Consider the following 20,435-nt stretch of genomic DNA (forward strand, 5'->3'; position numbering starts at 1 on the left):
TGGTGCGGCATCACCTGTGTCGCGCTATTAAAACTCAAGCACCTGCCCAGAGTGACGCCATAAACAGAGTAATACACGACGATTAGTCAAGCCACTGCGGTTTTGGAAGCTGCGATTACCATGATCACTGTAATCACAATCCATAGGAGATTTAAAATGAAAACATATATCATTGCTGCCATAGCAATTTTGCTGGCAAGTTGCGGGAAAATTGATGACCGCTCAATTTCATGCTATGAACTGCTACAAATTGACAGTACTGGAAGATCCCATGCCTCACCGATAATCATGGAGCAAGCTAAGGTGTTAGGAGAGCACCTTGGCCCTCGCAGTGATTTAGGGGTTTTTATTCTATCTAGCATACAAACGAACACCGTTTTGCAATTTGCCACCGTCCGTGACTCGTTTAATCAGTGCAAAAGAAATCCATCAATCTCTGTCCTTGAGGCAGTTCAACTGATTATTGAAGATGTACACAAAGAACATGCTCTGAGCCCAAGATGGGCTTCATGCCGCGCTGTTATGAAAGACCAAGTACCTTTTAGATCAGTGCTCGAGCAGGTTATGTCTACTGGCAACCCAGGCATGCTGCCTCCAGTTCGCAGAAGACTTGACGAAGTTGGTCATACAGATTTTGTTAAACGAATCCATGATCAATTAAGTAAGGATTGTAAGAAAGATCAAACACTTAATGCAACCAGGATCGTTCAGAGACTGATGGATATAGAAGCAAGAAGGATGCAGCAAGAACAAAAAGAAGAGATGCTGCGAGAGTGGCAAAGATTAAACCAAAGCTCATAAAATTGAGAGATTCAACTTAGCCTGCACCGACTCAATTAAGTCGGTATGGTTGGGCATTTCGAGCTGCCAGCCTAGCTGCTGGTTGTTGGCTTCGAGGCCCGCTATTGGTCTAAAAATACACTACCTATAGCAAGAGTCTCTTCATCAGGGGCCGTGCTTTATACTGTTGCGCGGACCCTGTTTGAGCTTTTCAGATATTCTTATCAGCTTTTACTCGCACCAAAAGAGCGCTGGCCAATACCAAACACTTTGGTATCAGCTTTGGCGAAATAACTGACCCGATAGAACAGCTCTTCGACTTGTTGAGTAAAGTCGGCTGAGTTGCGATGCAATCGGTACTCAGCGTTTTGGGGGAAGTGCACCAGGCGAGCAGCACTTTGTAGACTCTGATTTACTGCAATTGACCAGGCTAGTTTTATTCGAGCCGATAAGTTGCCCCCATCGTTCTTGAATGAACCCAAGGTCCGATATCGATCATGGTTCAAAATGATAAGGACGTGATAATGCGGTCTACCTTCGACACCCCACTCCCTAACCCAGCAATACCGTAACTTGTGCGGATGGACACGTTTACCAGCTTTGGTCTTTTCCATATCGGCAGCCTCCAGCAACCTTCGTAATGCGATAAAAAACCGCGTGATCACCTCGGTGTCATGAATGTCTGATCCAACTGGTACATGCAGATCGAATCTCACAGCATAAGCACGTGGCATGCTCACCAGCGTACGTTGCAGAGTTCGGCTAATAGCTTCCAAGTGATTAGTGAGAAGCGGACCTCGGTTTGTAATAATAGGCCAGCCATAGAACGTAGGCTCATTCCAGTAGCCATGAACAGGTTGGTTTAGGTGATGAAACATTGGATTGAACATGAGACTTCTCCAGTGTTGATGTCTTCAACATCATGGAAAGGCTATGTATTCATTTACCCACTTTGGTTTTGCTGAATCTCCATTCTTGGTCAGCTACTAGCGACGATTTGTGCAGTTACTAATATTAACCATATACCGACATATCTAAAAGCTCAGTGCTTTGCTGAGCCCAAGGCTACTTAGAAAAATTTGCTATCGAAGATGACTGTGATTCGTCCGTGGTTTCTGGGCCACAATTACCTCAGCAATCCTAATACGGGGATCATTGGGTATTGATTGCTCTGCATATAACTCATTATAGTGAATCAAACAACTACTCAGAAAATTTTCATTTGGAACAAGCACATTAAGCATAAAATGTGCGGCTTTGATCTTTGGCCTAGGATTTGTGGCGTGGCTGTCAGCTTGAGAGTCCTCGCCAGTATCTTCTGGCAACTTAATTTTTGCAGCAATCCGAGCGCTAGGCAAATAGCCTAGCACCTGAACTTGTACGCTATAAATATCAACTAATAATTTAAGCTGATTAGCTATATTATCAATAACCCTGACCAGCTCTGCACTCAGCTGTTTGAATAAGTAAATAGCTAAGAGTCTTCTTGATTGGGCCGAGTCAGGCTCATAGCAATTTATAGTTGAGATATCCGTCTCTAGTGCCAGTTGTTTACCATTGAAAAGAGATTCAGAAAGCCTCGCATCAACCAAACCTTTTAAATTTTCACGTATATTAGATTGATGGGTTTCATGGTGGATCTTGTTATTGTAATTTAGCTCAGCGGCATAATCTCCTGCTAATGAAAATATTATCGATTGGCACAAGTGTTGCACATAAATGAATTTTTTATTACTCCGAAAAAATCTCGACAACTGATAATAGTGCTCATCATCAAGCAAATCTGTCCGCTGAATTGGGTAGGACTGTAAATTTTTCTGCTTACTTACTTGCTTGTTCAAAGCAGCCCAATTGGGAATGAACCGTATTAAACCATCCCAGCCATCCAGCTGCAGCATGCCAACAGTGATAGTTTTTCGAAAAGCACAAGTAAAATGAACTCTATAAATGGGCAGTAATCGACCAAACACCTGTGAAGCACTGATGCCATTTGCAATAATTGAAACATCACCAGCCCTGACGAGAGCACGAAGATTAGCGCGCACCTTCGCTTCTTTCATACCTAGCAAACTGGTCAGCATTTCAAAATCGCAGCCAACAATATATCCAGCCGAGTTAGCCTGAGAGACGAATACAGATCTGACGAGTCGCATCTGCCAGCTCTGAGTGAGCGATTGTGTGGTTGGAAGTTGCTCATCATCCACTGTCATTTTGGTTAGAGAGTGGACAAACTCGTCAGGCCATGCCATTTCACTTAGTGAGCGGTTCCACAAATTCCAAGACGCAGTGGTAAGCGCATAATCAACTAGATTTGGCTTTTTTTTCCGTGGCTGCCTGACGACTCTAAGGCCAACCACTTCCTGAATATACCCTTCACGAACTAGGTAATCTAACGCAGATCTTAAATGACTCTTTGTTACTGATAAATGTGTCGCAAGCCAGTCCAAATCTCCAACCTGAACCTCCGCACCAAATTTTGAAGCCCACACCAACAACGCCAATCTGGCTTCAGGTTTTGCTTCTGTCATTGTTCCCAGTAAAAGCATAGCGTCTTCATCATAGCCTATTGTTTTACCCAACCAACTGTAGCAAAGCTAATCAGACCGTGCCATACTTTTGGACACTCACACATGTTACATTACACGTAATGAAGCATTCCAAATGGTAAAATCGACTATGGTTACTTCATTGAATTACCCTATAAAAGAGCTTGCAAAACTGTTTGATTTTTTAGACTCAGACACACCAGCCACTCAACAGTGGGTTCATGATTACTTGGTTAAGCAGGGGCTGCCTGTTAATACTGGTATTCAGCTTGGGTACAATGTACAAGTTGACACCTATAACACGGTCATTCACTACTTTCAGGATCCAGCTGTAGTGAGGATTGTTGCCAACAAAATGCGAAACGCATGGCGTGTCCGAAAGCATCGCAAACAGAAGGGATTGGTTACTCTCTCGATAAGCCTGGACAAAGATGTGTCTGACCAATTATCCAGAATGTGCAAAGGTGAAAAAAAGTCTGAAGTTATTACAATGCTGATTAATGATAACTATCGCTTGTTTTTGGAAAATAAAAAGGAGATGCAACGACAAAAAGAAGCTGATAAACGCGCACGAATGCTTCAGTGTAAGAATGAAAAATTAAAAAAGCTAATTTTGAATCCTTCCGCTGAGGCATCAAAACATGATTGCCAGTCAAACCTGGAGAATCAGCTAAAGGATGGAATTTCAAAGCTTTATGACATCATCTATTCTGCGAACGAACAAAACACCGTGATCGACCATCAGCTCCTGCTTTTAGCAACAAAAATATACTATGAAGTATTTTCAAAATAGTCATCATGAAATCAATCTACATAAAAAATACTGTTGACGATACAAGATAGAAATTCTCAAGCTGCCCGCTACCACTCTTGCAGTTTTTAGTTTAAAGCAATTGATTTTTCGGTGGGTAAAATGGTGGGCTAAACTCAAAAAATGGTCAAAAATAAACACATACCACTGATTATTAACCATTAATTTTTAAATTACCCAAGCAGATCCAGAACATTGAATAGCAGCTTGCTACTTCAATGATGTGCAGACACTTTCTATTCTACTCACACCATGAGGCGAATATCAGTACTATTCGCCTCATCAAACAAAATCACGCCATTTATAGACTGACTTCTGTGCTCAGGCATACTTCAAGGATGAAACCTTGCTGCCTGGTCACCCCCTTGCCTTCATGGTCTGACCAGTATAAGCTTGCCCGATACATTATTTGGAGTTGCAAGATGGCCATTTCCCTTCGTAAAGCCAACTGGGGCTTGAAATTCTTTGCCTGGCGGTACATTCCGCTGATTGGCTTTTGTGCGCCAAAAATTGTGCGGATGGATAGCACCACGCTGGAAGTGACCATGCCGCATAGCTGGCGCACCAAAAACCACTTGGGCAGCATTTACTTTGGTGCTCTAGCCATTGGCGCCGATTTGGCCGGGGCTTTTTTGGTCTTTACCAAGGCCAAGGCCCGGGGCGTCAATGCCAATTTTGCCTTTAAAGATGTGCAGGGCAGTTTTTTAAAGCGGCCTGAAGCCAAAGTGCATTTTACCAGCCACGATGGCGATGTGATTGATCAGATGATTGATGAGTCGCTGGCCAGCGGTGAGCGTATCAACCGCCCGGTGTCGGTGGTCGTGACCTGCCCGAGCTTGCATGGGGATGAGCCGATGGCCACTTTTACCCTGACGCTCTCGGTCAAAGCCAAACCCGCGAAAAAGTAGCGGCTCTTGTCGCGGTATTTGTCGCGGTATTTGCAGCCAGCGCTCTGGCAACGTAAAATTGCGGTTTTATGGCCGCAGGACAGACACAGATGGCAGAGGTTACCGGAAACTTATTCATCGTATCGGCCCCGAGCGGGGCTGGTAAATCCAGCCTGATCCAGGCGCTGCTGGCGCAGCATGCCGATATGCAGGTCAGCGTCTCGCACACGACGCGGGCACCACGCCCTGGTGAGCAAAACGGGGTGCATTATCATTTCGTCAAAGTAGATGATTTTAAAGCCCGTATTGCAGCCGGTGAGTTTCTGGAGTGGGCCGAGGTATTTGGCAATTACTACGGCACCTCCCGCACGACGCTTGAGCACACCCTGCAACAGGGCATCGATGTGTTTCTGGATATCGACTGGCAGGGAGCCCGCCAGATCCGCCAGCAACTGCCTGATACCATTGGTATCTTTATTCTGCCACCCAGCCTGAGTGTCCTGCAGCAACGGTTGCAAAGTCGCGGCCAGGACAGCGCCGACATCATTGCCGGACGCATGAGCAAGGCACAGGATGAAATGAGTCATGCCGATGAATACGACTATCTGATCGTGAACGATGATTTTCAGCAAGCCTTACTGGAGCTGCGATCCATCGTGCTGTGCCAGCGCAACCGCCTCATCCGGCAACAACAGCGGCAACAGGATCTGCTGGATCAACTGTTGGCGAAGTCAACGGATTAGCGTATACTAGCGGGTCTTGCACAACTTGTTGACTTGGAGTAGCGAATGGCTCGCGTAACCGTTGAAGATGCAGTGGATAAAATTGGCAACCGCTTTGACCTGATCCTGGTCGCAGCCCGCCGTGCCCGTCAGATTTCTGTCGAAGGCAAAGATCCACTGGTAGATTGGGAAAATGACAAAGCTACCGTCATTGCCCTGCGTGAAATTGAACAAGGCCTGATCACCGAGTCCATTCTGGACCAGCAGCAGCGTCAGGATCAAATGCAACAAGAAGCGACTGAAATGGCCGCTGTGGCAGCCATCATCGGCGGCGACGAATAAAACCCTCTTTTCTTCACTGCCAGCGGCGTTTTTGCTGCTGGCAACCTACTCATCACCGCCCGATTCTGATATAAATGCAGTAAGAAGCATCTTCGCTGATTTGTCCTGATGCTGTATGGGGGGTTCAGGTGTATTTGTTTGAAGGTTTAAAGCAGCAAATTCAAGCGTACTTGCCCGCCGACCAGGTGGAGCAGATCCAGCAAGCCTACTTGCTGGCCAGAGAGGCGCATGCCCCGCAAATGCGCTCCAGCGGCGAACCTTACATTACCCATCCCGTAGCCGTCACCAGCATCCTTGCCGATATGCGGATGGATCATGAAACCCTGATGGCCGCCCTGCTGCATGATGTGATTGAAGATACCCCCTTTAGCAAAGAGGATCTGGCTGAGCGCTTTGGCAATACGGTGGCCGAGTTGGTGCAGGGTGTCAGTAAGCTGGATAAAGTCAAATTCAAAGATTATCAGGAATTTGAAGTTACCAACCTGCAAAAAATGTTTATGGCGATGACGCAGGATATCCGGGTGATCCTGATCAAGCTGGCCGATCGCACGCACAATATGCGTACCATTGGTGCCCTACGCCCGGAAAAGCGTCGTCGCATCGCCCGTGAAACGCTGGAACTCTATGCCCCCATAGCCAACCGGCTGGGCATTCACAACATTAAAAATGAACTGGAAGACTCCGGCTTCAAGGCCTTATACCCGATGCGTTACCGAGCGCTGCAATCGGCAGTTCAACAAGCACGCGGCCATCGCCGTGAATTGCTGGAAAAGGTCAAAGGTGAAATCAGCAGCCGCATTGCTGATGCCGGTATTGAAGCCGAAGTGTCCGGACGCGAGAAACACCTGTACAGCATCTACCAGAAGATGAAAAATAAAGAGCGAATGTTCAATGATGTGATGGACATTTATGCCTTTCGGGTCATCGTACAGAGCATCGACAACTGTTACCGCACCTTAGGTGTGGTGCACAACCTGTACAAGCCGATTGAAATTCGCTTTAAGGACTACATCGCCATTCCAAAGCAAAATGGCTATCAGTCGCTGCATACCTCACTGATTGGTCCGCACGGCATCCCGGTGGAGATCCAGATCCGTACTTCCGAGATGGATGAAATGGCCGATAAAGGCATTGCAGCGCACTGGATGTACAAAGCCGGCAGTGAGCACAGCGGCACCACCGCGCAAATCCGGGCCAGACGCTGGATGCAAAGCCTGCTGGAGCTGCAGCAAAGTGCCGGCTCTACCCATGAGTTTGTCGAGAACGTCAAATCCGAGCTGTACCCGGACGAACTTTATGTCTTTACCCCCAAGGGTCGAATCATTGAACTGCCGATTGATGCCACTGCGGTCGATTTTGCCTACGCGGTGCATACCGATGTCGGCAATCGCTGTGTCGGCGCCCGAATCGATCGCAAGCCTTACCCGCTGAGCCGGCCGCTGGAAACAGGCCAGACGGTAGAGATCATCACCAGCCCGGGCGGTAAACCCAACGCCAACTGGCTGAACTATGTGGTGACCAGCCGCGCCATTTTGGGGATTCGTAACTATTTGAAGAAACAGCAGCTAAGTGAGGCGACCAGCTTAGGTTATCGCTTGCTGAACTCCGCACTGGGCGATGTCAAACTGGCAGATATCGCGCCCGATCGCGTCGAACAGGTACTGCAAAGCGCCCGGCAAAAATCGATGGATGAGCTGGCAGTAGAGATTGGCCTCGGTAACCAGCTGCCTATCGCCATTGCCCGTCGTTTACTGGGCGACTTTGATACACCTGATGACGCCTTGCCAGCGCAGGAGCAAAGCCACAGCAAAGCTGTGATTGTTGGCTCCGAAGGCATGTTGCTGACCTTTGCCAAATGTTGTCGCCCCATCCCTGGTGACCCCATTGTAGCCAATGCCTCACCAGGCAAAGGCCTGAACGTGCATCGTAGCGATTGCCGTAATATTAAAGGCTGGGAAAAAGATCCAGCCAAGTACTTCCCGGTTCGTTGGGATCAAACCCAGGACAAGCACTTTTTGTGCGATATCCGGGTTTATATCATCAATCGTCAGGGCGTCCTGGCGAAACTGACCGCACTGATTGCTACCCAGGATTCCAATATTCAGGATTTGGCGACCGATGATCGGGATACCGGTGAATACATCATTAACATTACCCTGTCGGTGCGCGACCGGGTGCATCTGGCCAATGTCATGCGGAAAATCCGCGTCATGCCGGATGTGCAGAAAATTTACAGAAGGAAGTAAGATGTCCAAAGTCATTATCCGAACCGATGCAGCCCCTGCGGCAATTGGCACCTACAGCCAGGCCGTCAAAATTGGCACCACTGTCTATTTATCCGGTCAGATCCCACTGGTTCCGGCTAGCATGGAGATGGTGTCCGAAGACTTTAGCGAACAAACCCATCAGGTATTTAAAAACCTACAAGCCGTGTGTGATGCAGCTGGTGGCTGCCTGAATGATATGGTCAAGGTCAATATTTTCCTGACCGACCTAAGTCAGTTCGCCACGGTTAATAGCATTATGAGCCAGTATTTTAACGAGCCCTACCCGGCCAGAGCTGCAGTCCAGGTCAGCGCCTTGCCTCGCAGTGCTCAAATTGAGATCGATGGCGTGATGGAAGTCCCTTCCACTTACTAAGCAGCTGGCAGCCCTGGCGCTGCTACCATCAAAGGTACGCCTGAAGATGACAGGAATCCGCACCACCTTTGCTTTGTTGATTGGTTTTCTACTGCCGGTGTCGCTGCAGGCAGCGCCTTCGGCTGCTGAACCCATAGAGCTTGAGTGGTGCCTGGATGATTTTCCCAACCGCCATCACTACCCCGAGCATGGTAACCCCTACGGCCCTACCGTTGATTTTATGCAAGAATTGGCTAAGCGCGCGGGTGTACAGCTACGCTTTAGCCCCAGCACGCCCTTCGCACGCTGTCTGCGCATGATGGAGCAAGGAAAAACCGATGTCATGACCAGCCTCAACGCCAGTACGGAGCGCGCGCAGTATATGCATCTGATCCCCTATGATCATGCCCGGCCTGAGGTAATATTACTGCGCCAGGAAAGCCCTGATATCTGGTCTGTCGCCGAGCTAAGTCATCTGAACCTAATGGTGATCCGTGGCTATACCTACAATGCTGATATTCTGAATATTATTGCCCGTCACCAACAAACCATCGAAGTGGACTCGCTGGATTCAGGACTCAATATGCTGCTGCTCAACCGGGCTGATGCCTTGCTGGCACCGGTACAGAGCTCACGGAACCTCATTCAAACGAACCCCCGCTATCATGGTCAGTTTAAAACGGCCAGTCTGGCGATTCAGCTGGCAGAGCCTCGTTATGTTCACATTGGTTTATCCAAAGCAAGTCCGAATGCTCGGCTGGAAAAGCAATTGCGCCTTGCCGTAGAGTCGATGATTGCCGATGATTTGGTGCATCGTTACTTTCATGCCCTACCTGGCGCACCGGCCCAATAACCACGAAGCCAGGTCATCTGCTATAGTCAAAGTATCTCAAACCAAAGTGGAGCTACTGTGCGACCAGGCACCCTACCACTTGCCGTGCTGCTCACCTGGTTCCTGATACCAGTCCCTGCAGGAGCTCAGCTGCAGCCTGACACCCCAGAAAAACCAGAGCTGGAGTGGTGCCTTGATCACCTGCCCTACCGTCATGATTACCCGGACGATGGCAAGCCTTTTGGACCTAGCGTCGACTTTATGCAAGAACTGGCACAACGTGCTGGCTTTCGCTTGCGTTTTAGCCCAAACACTCCTTTTTCGCGCTGTTTACGTCAAATGGAGCAAGGCAAAACGGACCTGATGATACGCCTGAATGACAGCCCGGACCGCCGCCGCTATATGCATTTGATCCCTTTTGACCGGGCCAGAACTGAAGTCTTACTAATACGCAAAGACAGCCCGGATGTGCAGTATTTCCATCAGTTGGCAGAGCTTAACTTACTTGTTGTGCGAGGCTATAACTACAACCACCGGGCGCTGAAGCAACTGGCTCAACAGACACGCAGCATCCCCATCGACTCTCAGGATGCCGGGCTCCAAATGCTGCTGATCGGGCGTGGCGATGCCCTGATCAGTTCCTTTGAAGTTGCACGAAATCGTATTCAAAGCAACCCGGATTACCATGGGCAGTTCAAAGTCGCCAGTCTGGATCTTGAGCCGGATGAGGCTAGCTTCGTGCATTTAGCCCTGGCCAAAGCCAGTCCATACGCACACCTTCGCCAACAGCTGGCCGAGGCCATTGAAACGATGGTAGCCGATGGCTTAATCCCTCATTACTTTCATAATTTGCCACAAACCGTTGCCTCAGACCACTGATTGAAAATTATGCAAGACTGCTTTTAGGAGGTTTTGTGCTAAGCTGAACTTTGGATTTATTCTGACATTTATGCATGCTTAGAAACCTGTTGTTCACTCTGTTGCTGTTGCTTCATGCCTTTGCCCCATCAACAGCACAATCTGCTGCGAAGCCTCAGCTTGAATGGTGCCTGGATGACCTGCCAAGTTACCACGCCTATCCAGCGGAAGGTATGCCATACGGGCCAACGGTCGACTTTATGCTGGAGCTTGCCAGGCGGGCAGGCTTTGAGTTGACGTTTAGCCCAAACACCCCCTTCGCCAGATGCTTGCGGTTAATGGAGCAAGGCGAGGTAGATCTAATGGTCCGGCTGAACACCAGCGAGCAGCGTGAAAAGGTGATGTACATGCTGCCATACGCTTTAGCACGTCCCGAGGTATTGATTATCCGTCAGCAGCAACAGGACATCACCTCCATTGCAGAGCTGAACCGGCTTCATTTGATGGTAGTCCGAGGCTACACCTACAATCATCAAACCCTTAATGTCATTGCAGGACATCCGCACAGCACGGTGATTGACTCTGTTGAGACTGGCTTAAAAATGCTCCAAATGCATCGTGCAGATGCCATGGTAACAACCGAAGAGTATGCTTTGAACTGGTTTAGCCGAATACCTGAATACCAACAGCAGTTTACACTTGCAAGCCTTACCTTTGAGTCCCGCGAACCGCTCTACATTCATGTTGCCTTGTCTAAAACCAGCGTCCATTCACACCTGGTACCTATGTTGCAGCAAGCTATTGCCGCCATGATCGCCGACGGCACCCTCGATCCCAGACTGCAAGAGCAACCCCGCCTGTATTAACCCCGCTAGTACCTGGCTCTGGCTTCATCCAGCCCGTTCAGGGTACACTGACACAATAAAGTAACACCATGGACCTATGTGTGCCAGCAACTCAACTCAACAACCTTGCCATTACCCAATTAAAGGGCGTCGGTAGCAAAATGGCCGAGCGTCTGCAAAAGCTGGGGATCCACAGTGTGCAGGATATTCTGTTTCACTTGCCGCTACGTTACGAAGACCGAACCCGGGTCTGCGCCATTGCCGACTTACTCCCTGGTATGCATACCACTATTCTGGGTACGGTACAGAGCAGTGAAATCCAGTTTGGCAAGCGACGCTCCTGGTTGCTCAAGCTGCGTGATCACAGCGGCAGTTTGACGTTACGTTTTTTTCATTTCAGTGCCGCGCAAAAAGACGCGGTCAGCCCTGGGGTGCAACTGCGCTGCTTTGGTGAAGCCAGACGTGGCTTACGAGGCCTGGAGATGATGCATCCCGAATACAAAGTCGTGCAGGGAACTGACGACATCACAGTGGCAGAAAGCTTGACCCCCATCTACCCCAGTACTGAAGGCCTGAAACAAGCCAGTTGGCGCAATCTGACCGAATTAGCACTGGGTTACCTGCAACGCTTCAGCCCACAGGAATACCTTCCCGCCAATGGCCAGCAAGGCTGGACATTGACAGATGCACTGCTTTATTTACACCGGCCGCCACCGGATGCCAGCTTAGAGCAACTGGAGCAGGGCCAGCACCCGGCACAGCAACGACTGATCTTAGAGGAGCTGACCACGCAGCAAATCAGCATGTTTCAGCTACGACAGCAATGCCAGGCGCAGCAAGGCATTGCTGTACCAGAACCGGACAGCCCGCTGATCCATCACTTTTTGCAGCAACTGGCCTTTGAGCCAACAGCAGCGCAGCAGCGCGTGGTAGCAGAGATCCACACCGATCTTGCCAAAGCGGTGCCAATGCTACGTCTGGTGCAGGGCGATGTGGGTTCAGGCAAAACCCTGGTGGCGGCTCTGGCCGCCTTGCAAGTGATTGCTGCCGGATATCAAGTGGCTTTGATGGCGCCGACCGAACTCCTGGCAGAGCAGCATGCCGAGAACTTCCGTCAATGGTTCGAACCCCTGGGGCTGACCGTAGCCTGGCTGGGAGGCAAGAGCAAAGGCAAAGCCAGGCAACAGCAGTTGCACTTGATCCAAAGCGGTGAGGCCGCCATGGTGATAGGCACTCATGCGCTGTTCCAGCAGGATGTCCATTTCCATCAGTTGGCACTGGTGATTATTGATGAGCAGCACCGCTTTGGTGTGCACCAACGCCTGGCCTTGCGTGAAAAAGGCGGTGTTGACAGCCGCGCACCGCACCAGTTGATCATGACCGCAACCCCGATTCCCCGAACGCTTGCCATGACGGCCTATGCTGATCTGGATACCTCGATTATTGATGAGCTGCCGCCGGGAAGAACACCAGTCACTACGGTGGCGATACCGGACACGCGGCGACAACAGGTGATTGACCGTGTGCAGGCATCGGTAACAGAAGAGCAGCGCCAGGTGTATTGGGTCTGCACCCTGATTGAAGAATCGGATGTACTGCAGTGCCAGGCTGCAGAGCAAAGCTGTGCCGCCTTGCAGGAGTCCTTACCGGATGTGCGTGTAGGCCTGGTGCATGGCCGCTTAAAACCTGCGGAAAAACAGCAGGTGATGCAAGCTTTCAGTCAGGGGGAGCTGGATGTACTAGTAGCCACCACGGTGATTGAGGTTGGTGTCAATGTCCCCAATGCCAGCCTGATGATTATTGAAAACCCGGAGCGGCTTGGCCTGGCGCAACTGCATCAATTGCGTGGCCGGGTTGGTCGTGGCAGTACTGCCTCACACTGCGTACTGCTGTATCACGCTCCCCTGTCGCAAACCGCTCAGGCCAGGCTAGCCGTGCTTCGAGACAGCAACGATGGTTTTGTGATTGCGCAGCGCGATCTGGAAATCCGCGGCCCTGGCGAGTTACTGGGTACCCGCCAAACCGGATTGGCTCAGCTTAAAATTGCTGATTTAGAACGGGATGAGTACCTGTTACCGGCAGCGCGTCAACTGGCCACTGAGTTGTGGCAGCACCATCCAATCGCCAGCAAGCAACTGCTAAGGCGCTGGCTACCCAATCGAGAACAATTTGCCAATGCCTAAATCAGGCGCTTAACTGTGGATTGTCTGTTGGCATGCAAGGCATCCAGGCTGTAGATCAGCAAGGCAGTCCAGATCACGGCAAAGGTTACCAGTCGCTCAGAAGCAAGCGGCTCCTGATAGAGCCAGACGCCAAACACAAACATCAAACTTGGCCCTATGTATTGGAAAAAGCCCATAGTCGATAACTGCAAGCGCCTGGCTCCGGCGATAAAGCACAGTAACGGTACCGTCGTCACCAAGGCGGCGGCCATCAGCCACAGGTTGAGCGTCCAACTGTTATGCAGCAGGTTGACGGCATAACTGTCTGCCACAAACCACCAATACCAGACGGCCAGCGGCAACAACAACAAGGACTCCAGCAACAAGCCAATGATGGCATTCACTGCCAGCTTTTTTCGCAACAAACCATAGATAGCAAACGAACCGGCCAGCGCCAGAGCTATCCAGGGAAAGGCTCCATAACTCAGCACTTGGTACAACACAGCGCAAGCAGCCAGCCCCAGGGCAAACCATTGCATGCGACGCAAACGCTCTCCCAAAAACACCATTCCTAGTAAGACATTAAGCAGTGGGTTGATGTAATAGCCCAGACTGGCATCCAGCATATGATTCTGATTCACGGCCCAGATAAACAGCCACCAGTTAAAGCCCAGCAACACAGAAGTCAGTAGCAACAGGCTAAGCAATGTGGGTTGTCTGAGCACGGCCTGCACCTGTGACCACTGCCTGATCGCCACCACAACCATCAATAGCAGCAGGCAGGACCAAACAATGCGATGCACCAGAATTTCCAGCGATGGAATCTCAGCAATTTGCTTAAAGTAAAGCGGGGCTATGCCCCAAAGGGTGTAGGCACTAATGGCCGCCAGACCACCTAGTTTTTGTTCGCGCGTCAATGACATGACTAAGCCTGTAAGGTATCAGGCCTGCATTCTAACCAAAAGCAGCACTTAGTACGACAGCATTTAGCCGACTAAATAGGTACCAGTCCCAAGCGCAATATGGACACCCGTGTCGTTGTGCAGCTCCATCCGGCACACAGCCACTTTGTTGCCACTACGAATCACGCGTGCTGTTGCAGTAAAGTGCTGCCCCCTACCTGGGCGTAGGTAATCGGTGCGAATGTCGATGGTGCTCATCTTACCCAATCGACTAAAGAGTTCATCTTGCTGGATCGCCTGCATCCGGCTCAGTGCACTGGATACCGCCATGATGCCTCCCACCACATCCAGCACTGTGGCAATCACACCGCCATGCATGATTTTTTGCATAGGGTTACCGATTAATTGCTCAGACCAGTCAAAACAGACCTCCGCTTGCTCCAGATCAAAGCGGGTGACTTTCAAACCAAGCAACTGATTAAACGGCATCTGTTCGAAGGTAGTGGCAATCAATGGCAATAAATCAGCATGTTTCATGGTCTGAGCTCTTCTGGTTGGACCTGCCAAGACTAACTGGCTTTCCCTTGCCAGGCAAGGGCAGGAATGCAGACAGCAGCGTCTGTTTTGATTACAATGCCGCTTTAGCCGGCAAATTGTGAAACCCTGTGCACGATACCCTACTCCAGCATCTGAAAACGTACTTTGGCTACAGCAGCTTTCGCCCAGGGCAACTGGAGGTTATCGATGCTGCAATGGCTGGCCGGGATAGCTTTGTTCTGATGCCAACCGGAGGTGGTAAGTCGTTGTGTTACCAACTGCCAGCTTTGTTGCTATCGCATGTCACAGTGGTCGTATCTCCTCTGATGTCACTGATGAAAGATCAGGTGGATGCGCTTAAAGCCAATGGCATTGCCGCTGAATTTATCAACAGCAGCCTAAGCCGGGAAGAAGTGCTTACCATCTTCAGTAAGCTACGACAGCAGCAGTTGAAGCTGCTGTATGTTGCGCCTGAGCGCTTGTTACAACCTCAGTTTCTGGATCGCCTGAGCGAGCTTGGCGTTAGCTTGTTTGCCATTGATGAAGCCCATTGCATCTCGCAGTGGGGCCATGATTTTCGCCCCGATTACATGGCACTAGCCCTTATCAAAGAGCGCTTTCCAACGGTGCCACTCATGGCGCTGACTGCTACTGCAGATGCCGCTACTCGTCAGGATATCGTGCAACAACTTGGTCTGCATCACCACCAGGAATACGTTGGCAGTTTTGATCGCCCGAACATCCGCTATACCATTCAGGAAAAGTTTCGTCCGCTGGAGCAGCTAGTCAGCTACTTAAAACAACAGGATGGCCAAAGTGGTGTGGTTTACTGTAACTCAAGACGTAAAGTGGATGAACTGGCCAGCCAACTACTGGAAAGGGGCTTTAGTACCGCCGCTTATCATGCCGGCATGGACTCCGAACGCCGCAACCAGGTGCAGGATGCTTTTCAACGCGATGATATTCAGGTCATCGTTGCTACCGTCGCATTCGGTATGGGCATCAATAAATCCAATATCCGCTTCGTGGTCCATTACGAGCTATCCCGCACCATCGAATCCTACTATCAGGAAACCGGACGAGCCGGCCGCGATGGCGTGGCAGCCGAAGCTCTAACGCTGTTTGATCCTGCCGATGTAGCCCGCATCTATCATTGGATCGATCAGGAAGAGAACGAACAGCGCGCCCGCGTAGCCCGGCAGCGCTTCTCTGCCATGGCTTCCTTTGCAGAAGCCCAGACCTGTCGCCGTTTAGTACTTCTCAACTACTTTGGTGAAGCCCGGCAAACGCCTTGCGGTAATTGTGATATTTGCCTGTCCCCCCCCAAGCAATTTGACGGCACCGAGCTGGCTCAAAAAGCATTGTCATGCGTGTATCGGGTTGGCCAGCGTTTTGGCATGGGCCATGTCATCGAGGTGCTGCGCGGAAGCAACAGCCAAAAAGTACAGCAATACGGCCACCATCAATTATCCACCTGGGGCCTGGGCCAAGATTACAGCCATGATTTTTGGCTTAGCATCTTACGTCAACTGGTGCATTTTGGCTTTTTACAACAAGATATCACTCAGCATGCCGCCTTAAAGTTGCAGCCTGTGGCCCGGCCGGTTTTGCGGGGAGAACAGTCTTTGCAGTTGGCGGTACCGCGTCTGCACGCCAGTAGTAGCAAAGAAAAGCGCAAACCACAGCATTACGATAAGGCGTTGTTCGCCCGCTTAAAACGGCTGCGCAAGCAATTGGCAGAACAAGAAGATATCGCGCCTTTCATGGTGTTCAGTGATGCAACCTTGATCGATATGTGCCAGTGTTTACCAGAGAATGAGCACTCCATGCTCCAAGTCAGCGGTGTCGGCCTCACCAAGCTCAGTCGCTATGGTGCCACCTTTTTAGCGGAGATTGGAGCTTATCTGGCGCATGAGCAAGACCCAGGCAAACTCTTATCATGATAAAAGTGTGATAACACTGAGCAAAGATAGACCTGAAGCCCAGATAACTTTAAGATGAGCTTGCTCAGGATTTATTCAGAGAGGGATGCTTTGATTGCACGTATTGCGGTGATTCTTTTTTGCATGCTGTTCTCTTGCATCAGCCAAGCACATTATGCCCAAAGCCAAGTAATTGATCAGCAGCTTGAGCAACTATCCCTGCGTGACACCTTGTATTTTCAAATCACCGATGACAATGTCGAGGTGGAAGACTTTCTGTTAAACCCGGCCCTTCACCATGCTTTTCAGCTCGTTAAAGATCAACAAAAGGCTCAGATTGAACCTGGTGAGGTTGTTTGGCTGTTTGTCCGGCTACGATACACCGGTGAAGGCTCGCTTAACACGATAATCCATTACGATTTTCCGCTGGCCGATCAAGTCACAAAAGTACTGTTTGACCGGCAGCAACATCGCTTATTGCAACAGTATCATACGGGTAGTGACTATCCTTTTGTCGAGCGGCTGTTGCCCTACCCAAGCTTTGCATTTCCACTGATACTTGAGCCATCTCAGGAAATTGATGTTTTCCTTAAGATCAAAGATGCAGGCTTAGTGCCACTGCAACTTAGCTTATGGCAGCAGGAGTACTTTAACGCAGCGCAAACCCAGCTCAGCCTGATCGAAGGTATTATCCAAGGTTTACTACTCGCTCTGGTTTTATACAATTGCTATTTATTACTGCGAAGACAACGTCTGCTTTACCTCTATCAAGCAGGCTGTTATCTAAGCCTTTCCCTGGTGATTGCGACCTTGAGTGGCCAGGCGTTTGCGCACCTCTGGCCCAATCAACCCGAGATAAACTCTGCCATTCTATATGTTTTGTCCGGTCTGACCCTGTTGTGCCTGAATCAATTTACCTACCTGGCACTGTCATCGTTCCAACGACTGCCTTGGCGCTGGTTATTTCTGGTCAATCAGTTGCTGAGCTTAATTTTGCTATTTAGTCCATTATTTGCCGATGGCCAATTACGCGTCCTGCTCCTGCTAGTGTGCTCTTTAACTGTACTAATCAGCAACTCATTTGTTTCATTTGCACACTTCTTACAAGGCCATGTAACTGCAAGATTTTTTGCACTGGCTTGGTTGTGTTTATTATTGTGCGGCGGCTTGCTGATGGTCTCTGGATTTGGCTTGCTGCAACTGCCATTGATGTGGAACCACGCACTTCTCGCGAGTCTGATCGTCAGTATGGCATTTATCAGTTATCATTTTGCACATCACCAAGAATCAGCCGACTATACTAAGTACGCTGGCGCTTCCCCCCTAAACCAACAAAACTTCGGCCACCTATTCTTTCAGCAATCGAATGAAGCCATTTTTGTGGCCTCAGCAAACGGCCAGCTAGTACAAGCCAACAGCCGATTTTATGATATCACCGGCCTTGCACCCACAGCGGAGCAAGCGGCTCGAGCTAGACTGCTGTTGCTGGAAACCATCTTACCGGACTGGCCATTACTTTATCCGAAGGCAATTCAGCAGGAGGATCCGGTAGTGATGCAGCTCTTTGGCGAGCATGGTGTTGGGGCTCTGGTGGCTGTCACTGCTGAGTATGTTGCCATGCAAGGAGCAGAAGAAAAGCTTATATGCGGCAAGCTAAAGCCCCTTAGCGAAGAGGCCTATGCAAAACTTCGCCAGCAACAGCTTAATGAGCTTGATAACCTAACAGGCTTGTTAAATCAATCATCATTCGTCGCACTGCTGCAACAATCACTGTCGGCAAATGAGTCCGGAGCTCTATTGCAAATTGACCTGATTGATTTCAAACGCATCAATGAGCAGTGCGAACAAGCAGCAGGGGATGCTCTGCTGCGGCAGGTGGCCGCGAAACTACAACAAGAACTAACGACTCTACCTTTAGCTCGGCTATCAGCGGATACTTTTGTTGCATATTTGCCAAATAAAGGGTCACAGGAAGCTTTTATTCAGTCCTATCGGTTACTGGATGAGTTAAGAGGGTTTCGTTTTATCTGGCAGGAACATATTTTTCGTATTCATATCAGTATTGGTGTTCTCAACATGACACCAACAGATGGCGATGCAAATCAAGCTTTACAGATGGTCGCTCAGGCCTGTCAGCAAGCTAAAAATAAGGGCTACAATCGTATCCACATGCATCAATTAGATGCCTCTGATCAAGCGTTGACGCACACGGAACATTCTCTGTGGGAAAATAAGGTACGTGAAGCACTAAATGACAATAAATTTGTGCTCAACCTGCAATATATTCAACAAGAGTCACCGTCAGAGAAAGCGCGTTACGAGATTTTATTACGCTACAAAGCAGATGCCGGTCACCTGATACCCGCTGTTAACTTTATGCCGGCTGCACGCAAAGCCAATCTTACTGAGCGTATTGACCGTTGGGTCATTGAGCATTACTTTGCTTGGCTTTATCAACATCAAGCGGAACTGAATAAAACAGCTTGCAGTCATCTGAATATTTCAGCAGCATCCATTGCTGATCCCGACTTCATCAACTTTATTTCGGACAGATTGCGACATTACCAGCTCAATGCAAACACTATATGTTTTGAAATCGATGAATACGTCGCTGTCGAGTTCTTATCAGGTACAGTAAGCTTTATCAACCAAGCGCGTGAGCTGGGCTGCCTTATTTGCCTCGATAATTTTGGCAGCGGCCTATCCACTTTCAGTTTATTAAAACATTTACCACTCGACCACCTAAAAATAGATGCCAATATCATGCGCAAGTTAACCAGTGAGCCATTGAATATGGCAATCGTGCGGTGCATTGTTGATATGGCAAAAAGCATGGGCATCGAGCCGATAGCGCCATATATTGAAACAGAGGAAACATATCAGTTAATGAAGGACTATGGTGTTCGTTTTTTCCAGGGATACCACTTAAGTAAACCATGTCTGTTGACTGAGGCATATCAACAACTTGGCTAGTCCATTAATGCTCGCACGCTATCTCATGTCACAACTCTTAAACCCCTTGCAAAAGGGGGCTGCGTCCACAGTCGCTTCAGGCTGAAACATTCCTTCAGGCTCGCCACAACAACTACTCCGGGCATCCTGCCCTGCGCCCTTCGGGCCAGCTAAAGCTGTTCAAATGTGCTCCCGGTACATTTGTCGCTAACGCTCAAACATGTTGATGTCGATCTGAACGAGGCCTCAGCTTTCGCGGCTAGTTTGTTGATGCACCGAGCCAGCATGGCGACTGTCATGCGTGTGGAGTACTGCGCGCAGCGCATAAAGCAAAAAGCCCACTCGAATGAGTGGGCTCTTGGCTTTATAAGGTGCCTGGCGGTGTACTACTCTCGCATGGCGAATGCCACACTACCATCGTCGCAGCTGCGTTTCACTTCTGAGTTCGGAATGGAGTCAGGTGGTTCCACAGCGCTATTGCCACCAGGCGTAAACTGGTTTTGTCTGTCTTTAACTAGCAAGCTGATTTCGATAGCGTGCATACAAGCCACTTGGGCGTTGTATGGTTAAGCCTCTCGGGCAATTAGTACAGGTTAGCTTAACGTGTCGCCACGCTTCCACACCCTGCCTATCAACGTTGTGGTCTCCAACGACCCTTTAGCAGACTTAAAGTCTGAGGGATAACTCATCTTGTGGCCGGCTTCCCGCTTAGATGCTT

General features: G+C 49.6%; 17 protein-coding genes and 2 rRNA genes. 13 read left to right on the top strand and 6 right to left on the bottom strand.

The annotated features are described in order from the left end of the window. Positions 1–156: 156 nt before the first annotated feature. Entirely contained in the window at positions 157–801 is a 645-nt protein-coding gene (locus BLW37_RS03425; RefSeq protein WP_091339419.1) for a hypothetical protein, read from the top strand. A 203-nt stretch (positions 802–1,004) separates the two neighbouring features. On the opposite strand, the gene BLW37_RS03430 is transcribed toward BLW37_RS03425, so the two are convergent. Then, positions 1,005–1,670, bottom strand: coding sequence for an inovirus Gp2 family protein (locus BLW37_RS03430; protein WP_091339422.1), 666 nt, complete (start codon positions 1,668–1,670; stop codon positions 1,005–1,007). Between the two features lie 192 nt (positions 1,671–1,862). After that, positions 1,863–3,326, bottom strand: a complete 1,464-nt coding sequence (locus BLW37_RS03435; RefSeq protein ID WP_091339424.1) for a hypothetical protein — start codon at positions 3,324–3,326, stop codon at positions 1,863–1,865. Between the two features lie 115 nt (positions 3,327–3,441). On the opposite strand from BLW37_RS03435, the gene BLW37_RS03440 reads away from it, so the two are divergent. From BLW37_RS03440 to recG, 10 genes are all read left to right on the top strand, one after another. Then, on the top strand, positions 3,442–4,119 hold the full coding sequence (locus tag BLW37_RS03440; RefSeq protein ID WP_091339427.1) for a hypothetical protein: 678 nt from the start codon (positions 3,442–3,444) through the stop codon (positions 4,117–4,119). Between the two features lie 440 nt (positions 4,120–4,559). After that, positions 4,560–5,045: a DUF4442 domain-containing protein gene (locus BLW37_RS03445; RefSeq protein WP_091339430.1), complete on the top strand. Its 486-nt coding sequence runs from the start codon at positions 4,560–4,562 to the stop codon at positions 5,043–5,045. Between the two features lie 89 nt (positions 5,046–5,134). Beyond that, positions 5,135–5,767: a guanylate kinase gene (gmk, locus tag BLW37_RS03450; protein ID WP_091339433.1), complete on the top strand. Its 633-nt coding sequence runs from the start codon at positions 5,135–5,137 to the stop codon at positions 5,765–5,767. A gap of 45 nt (positions 5,768–5,812) precedes the next feature. Beyond that, positions 5,813–6,088: a DNA-directed RNA polymerase subunit omega gene (gene rpoZ, locus BLW37_RS03455; RefSeq protein WP_091339436.1), complete on the top strand. Its 276-nt coding sequence runs from the start codon at positions 5,813–5,815 to the stop codon at positions 6,086–6,088. 128 nt (positions 6,089–6,216) lie between these two features. Continuing rightward, on the top strand, positions 6,217–8,334 hold the full coding sequence (gene spoT / locus BLW37_RS03460) for a bifunctional GTP diphosphokinase/guanosine-3',5'-bis pyrophosphate 3'-pyrophosphohydrolase (RefSeq protein ID WP_091339439.1): 2,118 nt from the start codon (positions 6,217–6,219) through the stop codon (positions 8,332–8,334). A 1-nt stretch (position 8,335) separates the two neighbouring features. Further along, complete coding sequence (locus BLW37_RS03465) at positions 8,336–8,728, top strand: RidA family protein (protein ID WP_091339441.1); 393 nt, start codon at positions 8,336–8,338, stop codon at positions 8,726–8,728. A 46-nt stretch (positions 8,729–8,774) separates the two neighbouring features. Beyond that, a complete protein-coding gene (locus BLW37_RS03470; protein ID WP_091339444.1) occupies positions 8,775–9,560 on the top strand; it encodes a substrate-binding periplasmic protein in 786 nt (261 codons plus the stop codon). Positions 9,561–9,617: 57 nt separating this feature from the next. Then, positions 9,618–10,418, top strand: a complete 801-nt coding sequence (locus tag BLW37_RS03475) for a substrate-binding periplasmic protein (protein WP_091339447.1) — start codon at positions 9,618–9,620, stop codon at positions 10,416–10,418. 74 nt (positions 10,419–10,492) lie between these two features. After that, on the top strand, positions 10,493–11,263 hold the full coding sequence (locus BLW37_RS03480; RefSeq protein ID WP_091339448.1) for a substrate-binding periplasmic protein: 771 nt from the start codon (positions 10,493–10,495) through the stop codon (positions 11,261–11,263). Positions 11,264–11,343: 80 nt separating this feature from the next. Next, the gene (recG, locus tag BLW37_RS03485; RefSeq protein ID WP_091339451.1) at positions 11,344–13,425 is read left to right on the top strand and encodes an ATP-dependent DNA helicase RecG; all 2,082 of its coding nucleotides are present in this window, start codon (positions 11,344–11,346) and stop codon (positions 13,423–13,425) included. Here the strand turns inward: recG and rarD are convergent. Further along, the gene (rarD, locus tag BLW37_RS03490) at positions 13,422–14,327 is read right to left on the bottom strand and encodes an EamA family transporter RarD (protein WP_091339454.1); all 906 of its coding nucleotides are present in this window, start codon (positions 14,325–14,327) and stop codon (positions 13,422–13,424) included. The genes recG and rarD overlap by 4 nt on opposite strands. 63 nt (positions 14,328–14,390) lie before the next feature. Beyond that, positions 14,391–14,843, bottom strand: coding sequence for a thioesterase family protein (locus BLW37_RS03495; RefSeq protein WP_091339457.1), 453 nt, complete (start codon positions 14,841–14,843; stop codon positions 14,391–14,393). Between the two features lie 128 nt (positions 14,844–14,971). Here BLW37_RS03495 and recQ point away from each other — a divergent pair, with 128 nt between their 5' ends. Both recQ and BLW37_RS03505 read left to right on the top strand, forming a co-directional pair. Continuing rightward, complete coding sequence (gene recQ, locus BLW37_RS03500; protein WP_091339460.1) at positions 14,972–16,786, top strand: DNA helicase RecQ; 1,815 nt, start codon at positions 14,972–14,974, stop codon at positions 16,784–16,786. 90 nt (positions 16,787–16,876) lie between these two features. After that, positions 16,877–19,738, top strand: coding sequence for an EAL domain-containing protein (locus BLW37_RS03505; RefSeq protein WP_171907529.1), 2,862 nt, complete (start codon positions 16,877–16,879; stop codon positions 19,736–19,738). Between the two features lie 352 nt (positions 19,739–20,090). Here BLW37_RS03505 and rrf read toward each other — a convergent pair. Both rrf and BLW37_RS03515 read right to left on the bottom strand, forming a co-directional pair. Then, positions 20,091–20,205, bottom strand: a 5S ribosomal RNA gene (gene rrf / locus BLW37_RS03510). A 74-nt stretch (positions 20,206–20,279) separates the two neighbouring features. Then, positions 20,280–20,435: ribosomal RNA gene (locus BLW37_RS03515) — 23S ribosomal RNA — on the bottom strand; the annotation flags it as partial.

It is taken from the genome of Alkalimonas amylolytica, assembly GCF_900107845.1.
Taxonomy (GTDB): Bacteria; Pseudomonadota; Gammaproteobacteria; order Enterobacterales; family Alteromonadaceae; genus Alkalimonas; species Alkalimonas amylolytica.

Bases quoted from the DNA above. Each gene is read 5' to 3' on its own strand.
- gmk (WP_091339433.1), top strand. From the start codon at position 5,135: ATGGCAGAGGTTACCGGAAACTTATTCATCGTATCGGCCCCGAGCGGG.
- BLW37_RS03440 (WP_091339427.1), top strand. From the start codon at position 3,442: ATGGTAAAATCGACTATGGTTACTTCATTGAATTACCCTATAAAAGAG.
- BLW37_RS03430 (WP_091339422.1), bottom strand. From the start codon at position 1,670: ATGTTCAATCCAATGTTTCATCACCTAAACCAACCTGTTCATGGCTAC.
- BLW37_RS03480 (WP_091339448.1), top strand. From the start codon at position 10,493: ATGCTTAGAAACCTGTTGTTCACTCTGTTGCTGTTGCTTCATGCCTTT.
- BLW37_RS03495 (WP_091339457.1), bottom strand. From the start codon at position 14,843: ATGAAACATGCTGATTTATTGCCATTGATTGCCACTACCTTCGAACAG.
- BLW37_RS03445 (WP_091339430.1), top strand. From the start codon at position 4,560: ATGGCCATTTCCCTTCGTAAAGCCAACTGGGGCTTGAAATTCTTTGCC.
- BLW37_RS03465 (WP_091339441.1), top strand. From the start codon at position 8,336: ATGTCCAAAGTCATTATCCGAACCGATGCAGCCCCTGCGGCAATTGGC.
- rpoZ (WP_091339436.1), top strand. From the start codon at position 5,813: ATGGCTCGCGTAACCGTTGAAGATGCAGTGGATAAAATTGGCAACCGC.
- BLW37_RS03435 (WP_091339424.1), bottom strand. From the start codon at position 3,326: ATGCTTTTACTGGGAACAATGACAGAAGCAAAACCTGAAGCCAGATTG.
- BLW37_RS03425 (WP_091339419.1), top strand. From the start codon at position 157: ATGAAAACATATATCATTGCTGCCATAGCAATTTTGCTGGCAAGTTGC.
- BLW37_RS03470 (WP_091339444.1), top strand. From the start codon at position 8,775: ATGACAGGAATCCGCACCACCTTTGCTTTGTTGATTGGTTTTCTACTG.
- rarD (WP_091339454.1), bottom strand. From the start codon at position 14,327: ATGTCATTGACGCGCGAACAAAAACTAGGTGGTCTGGCGGCCATTAGT.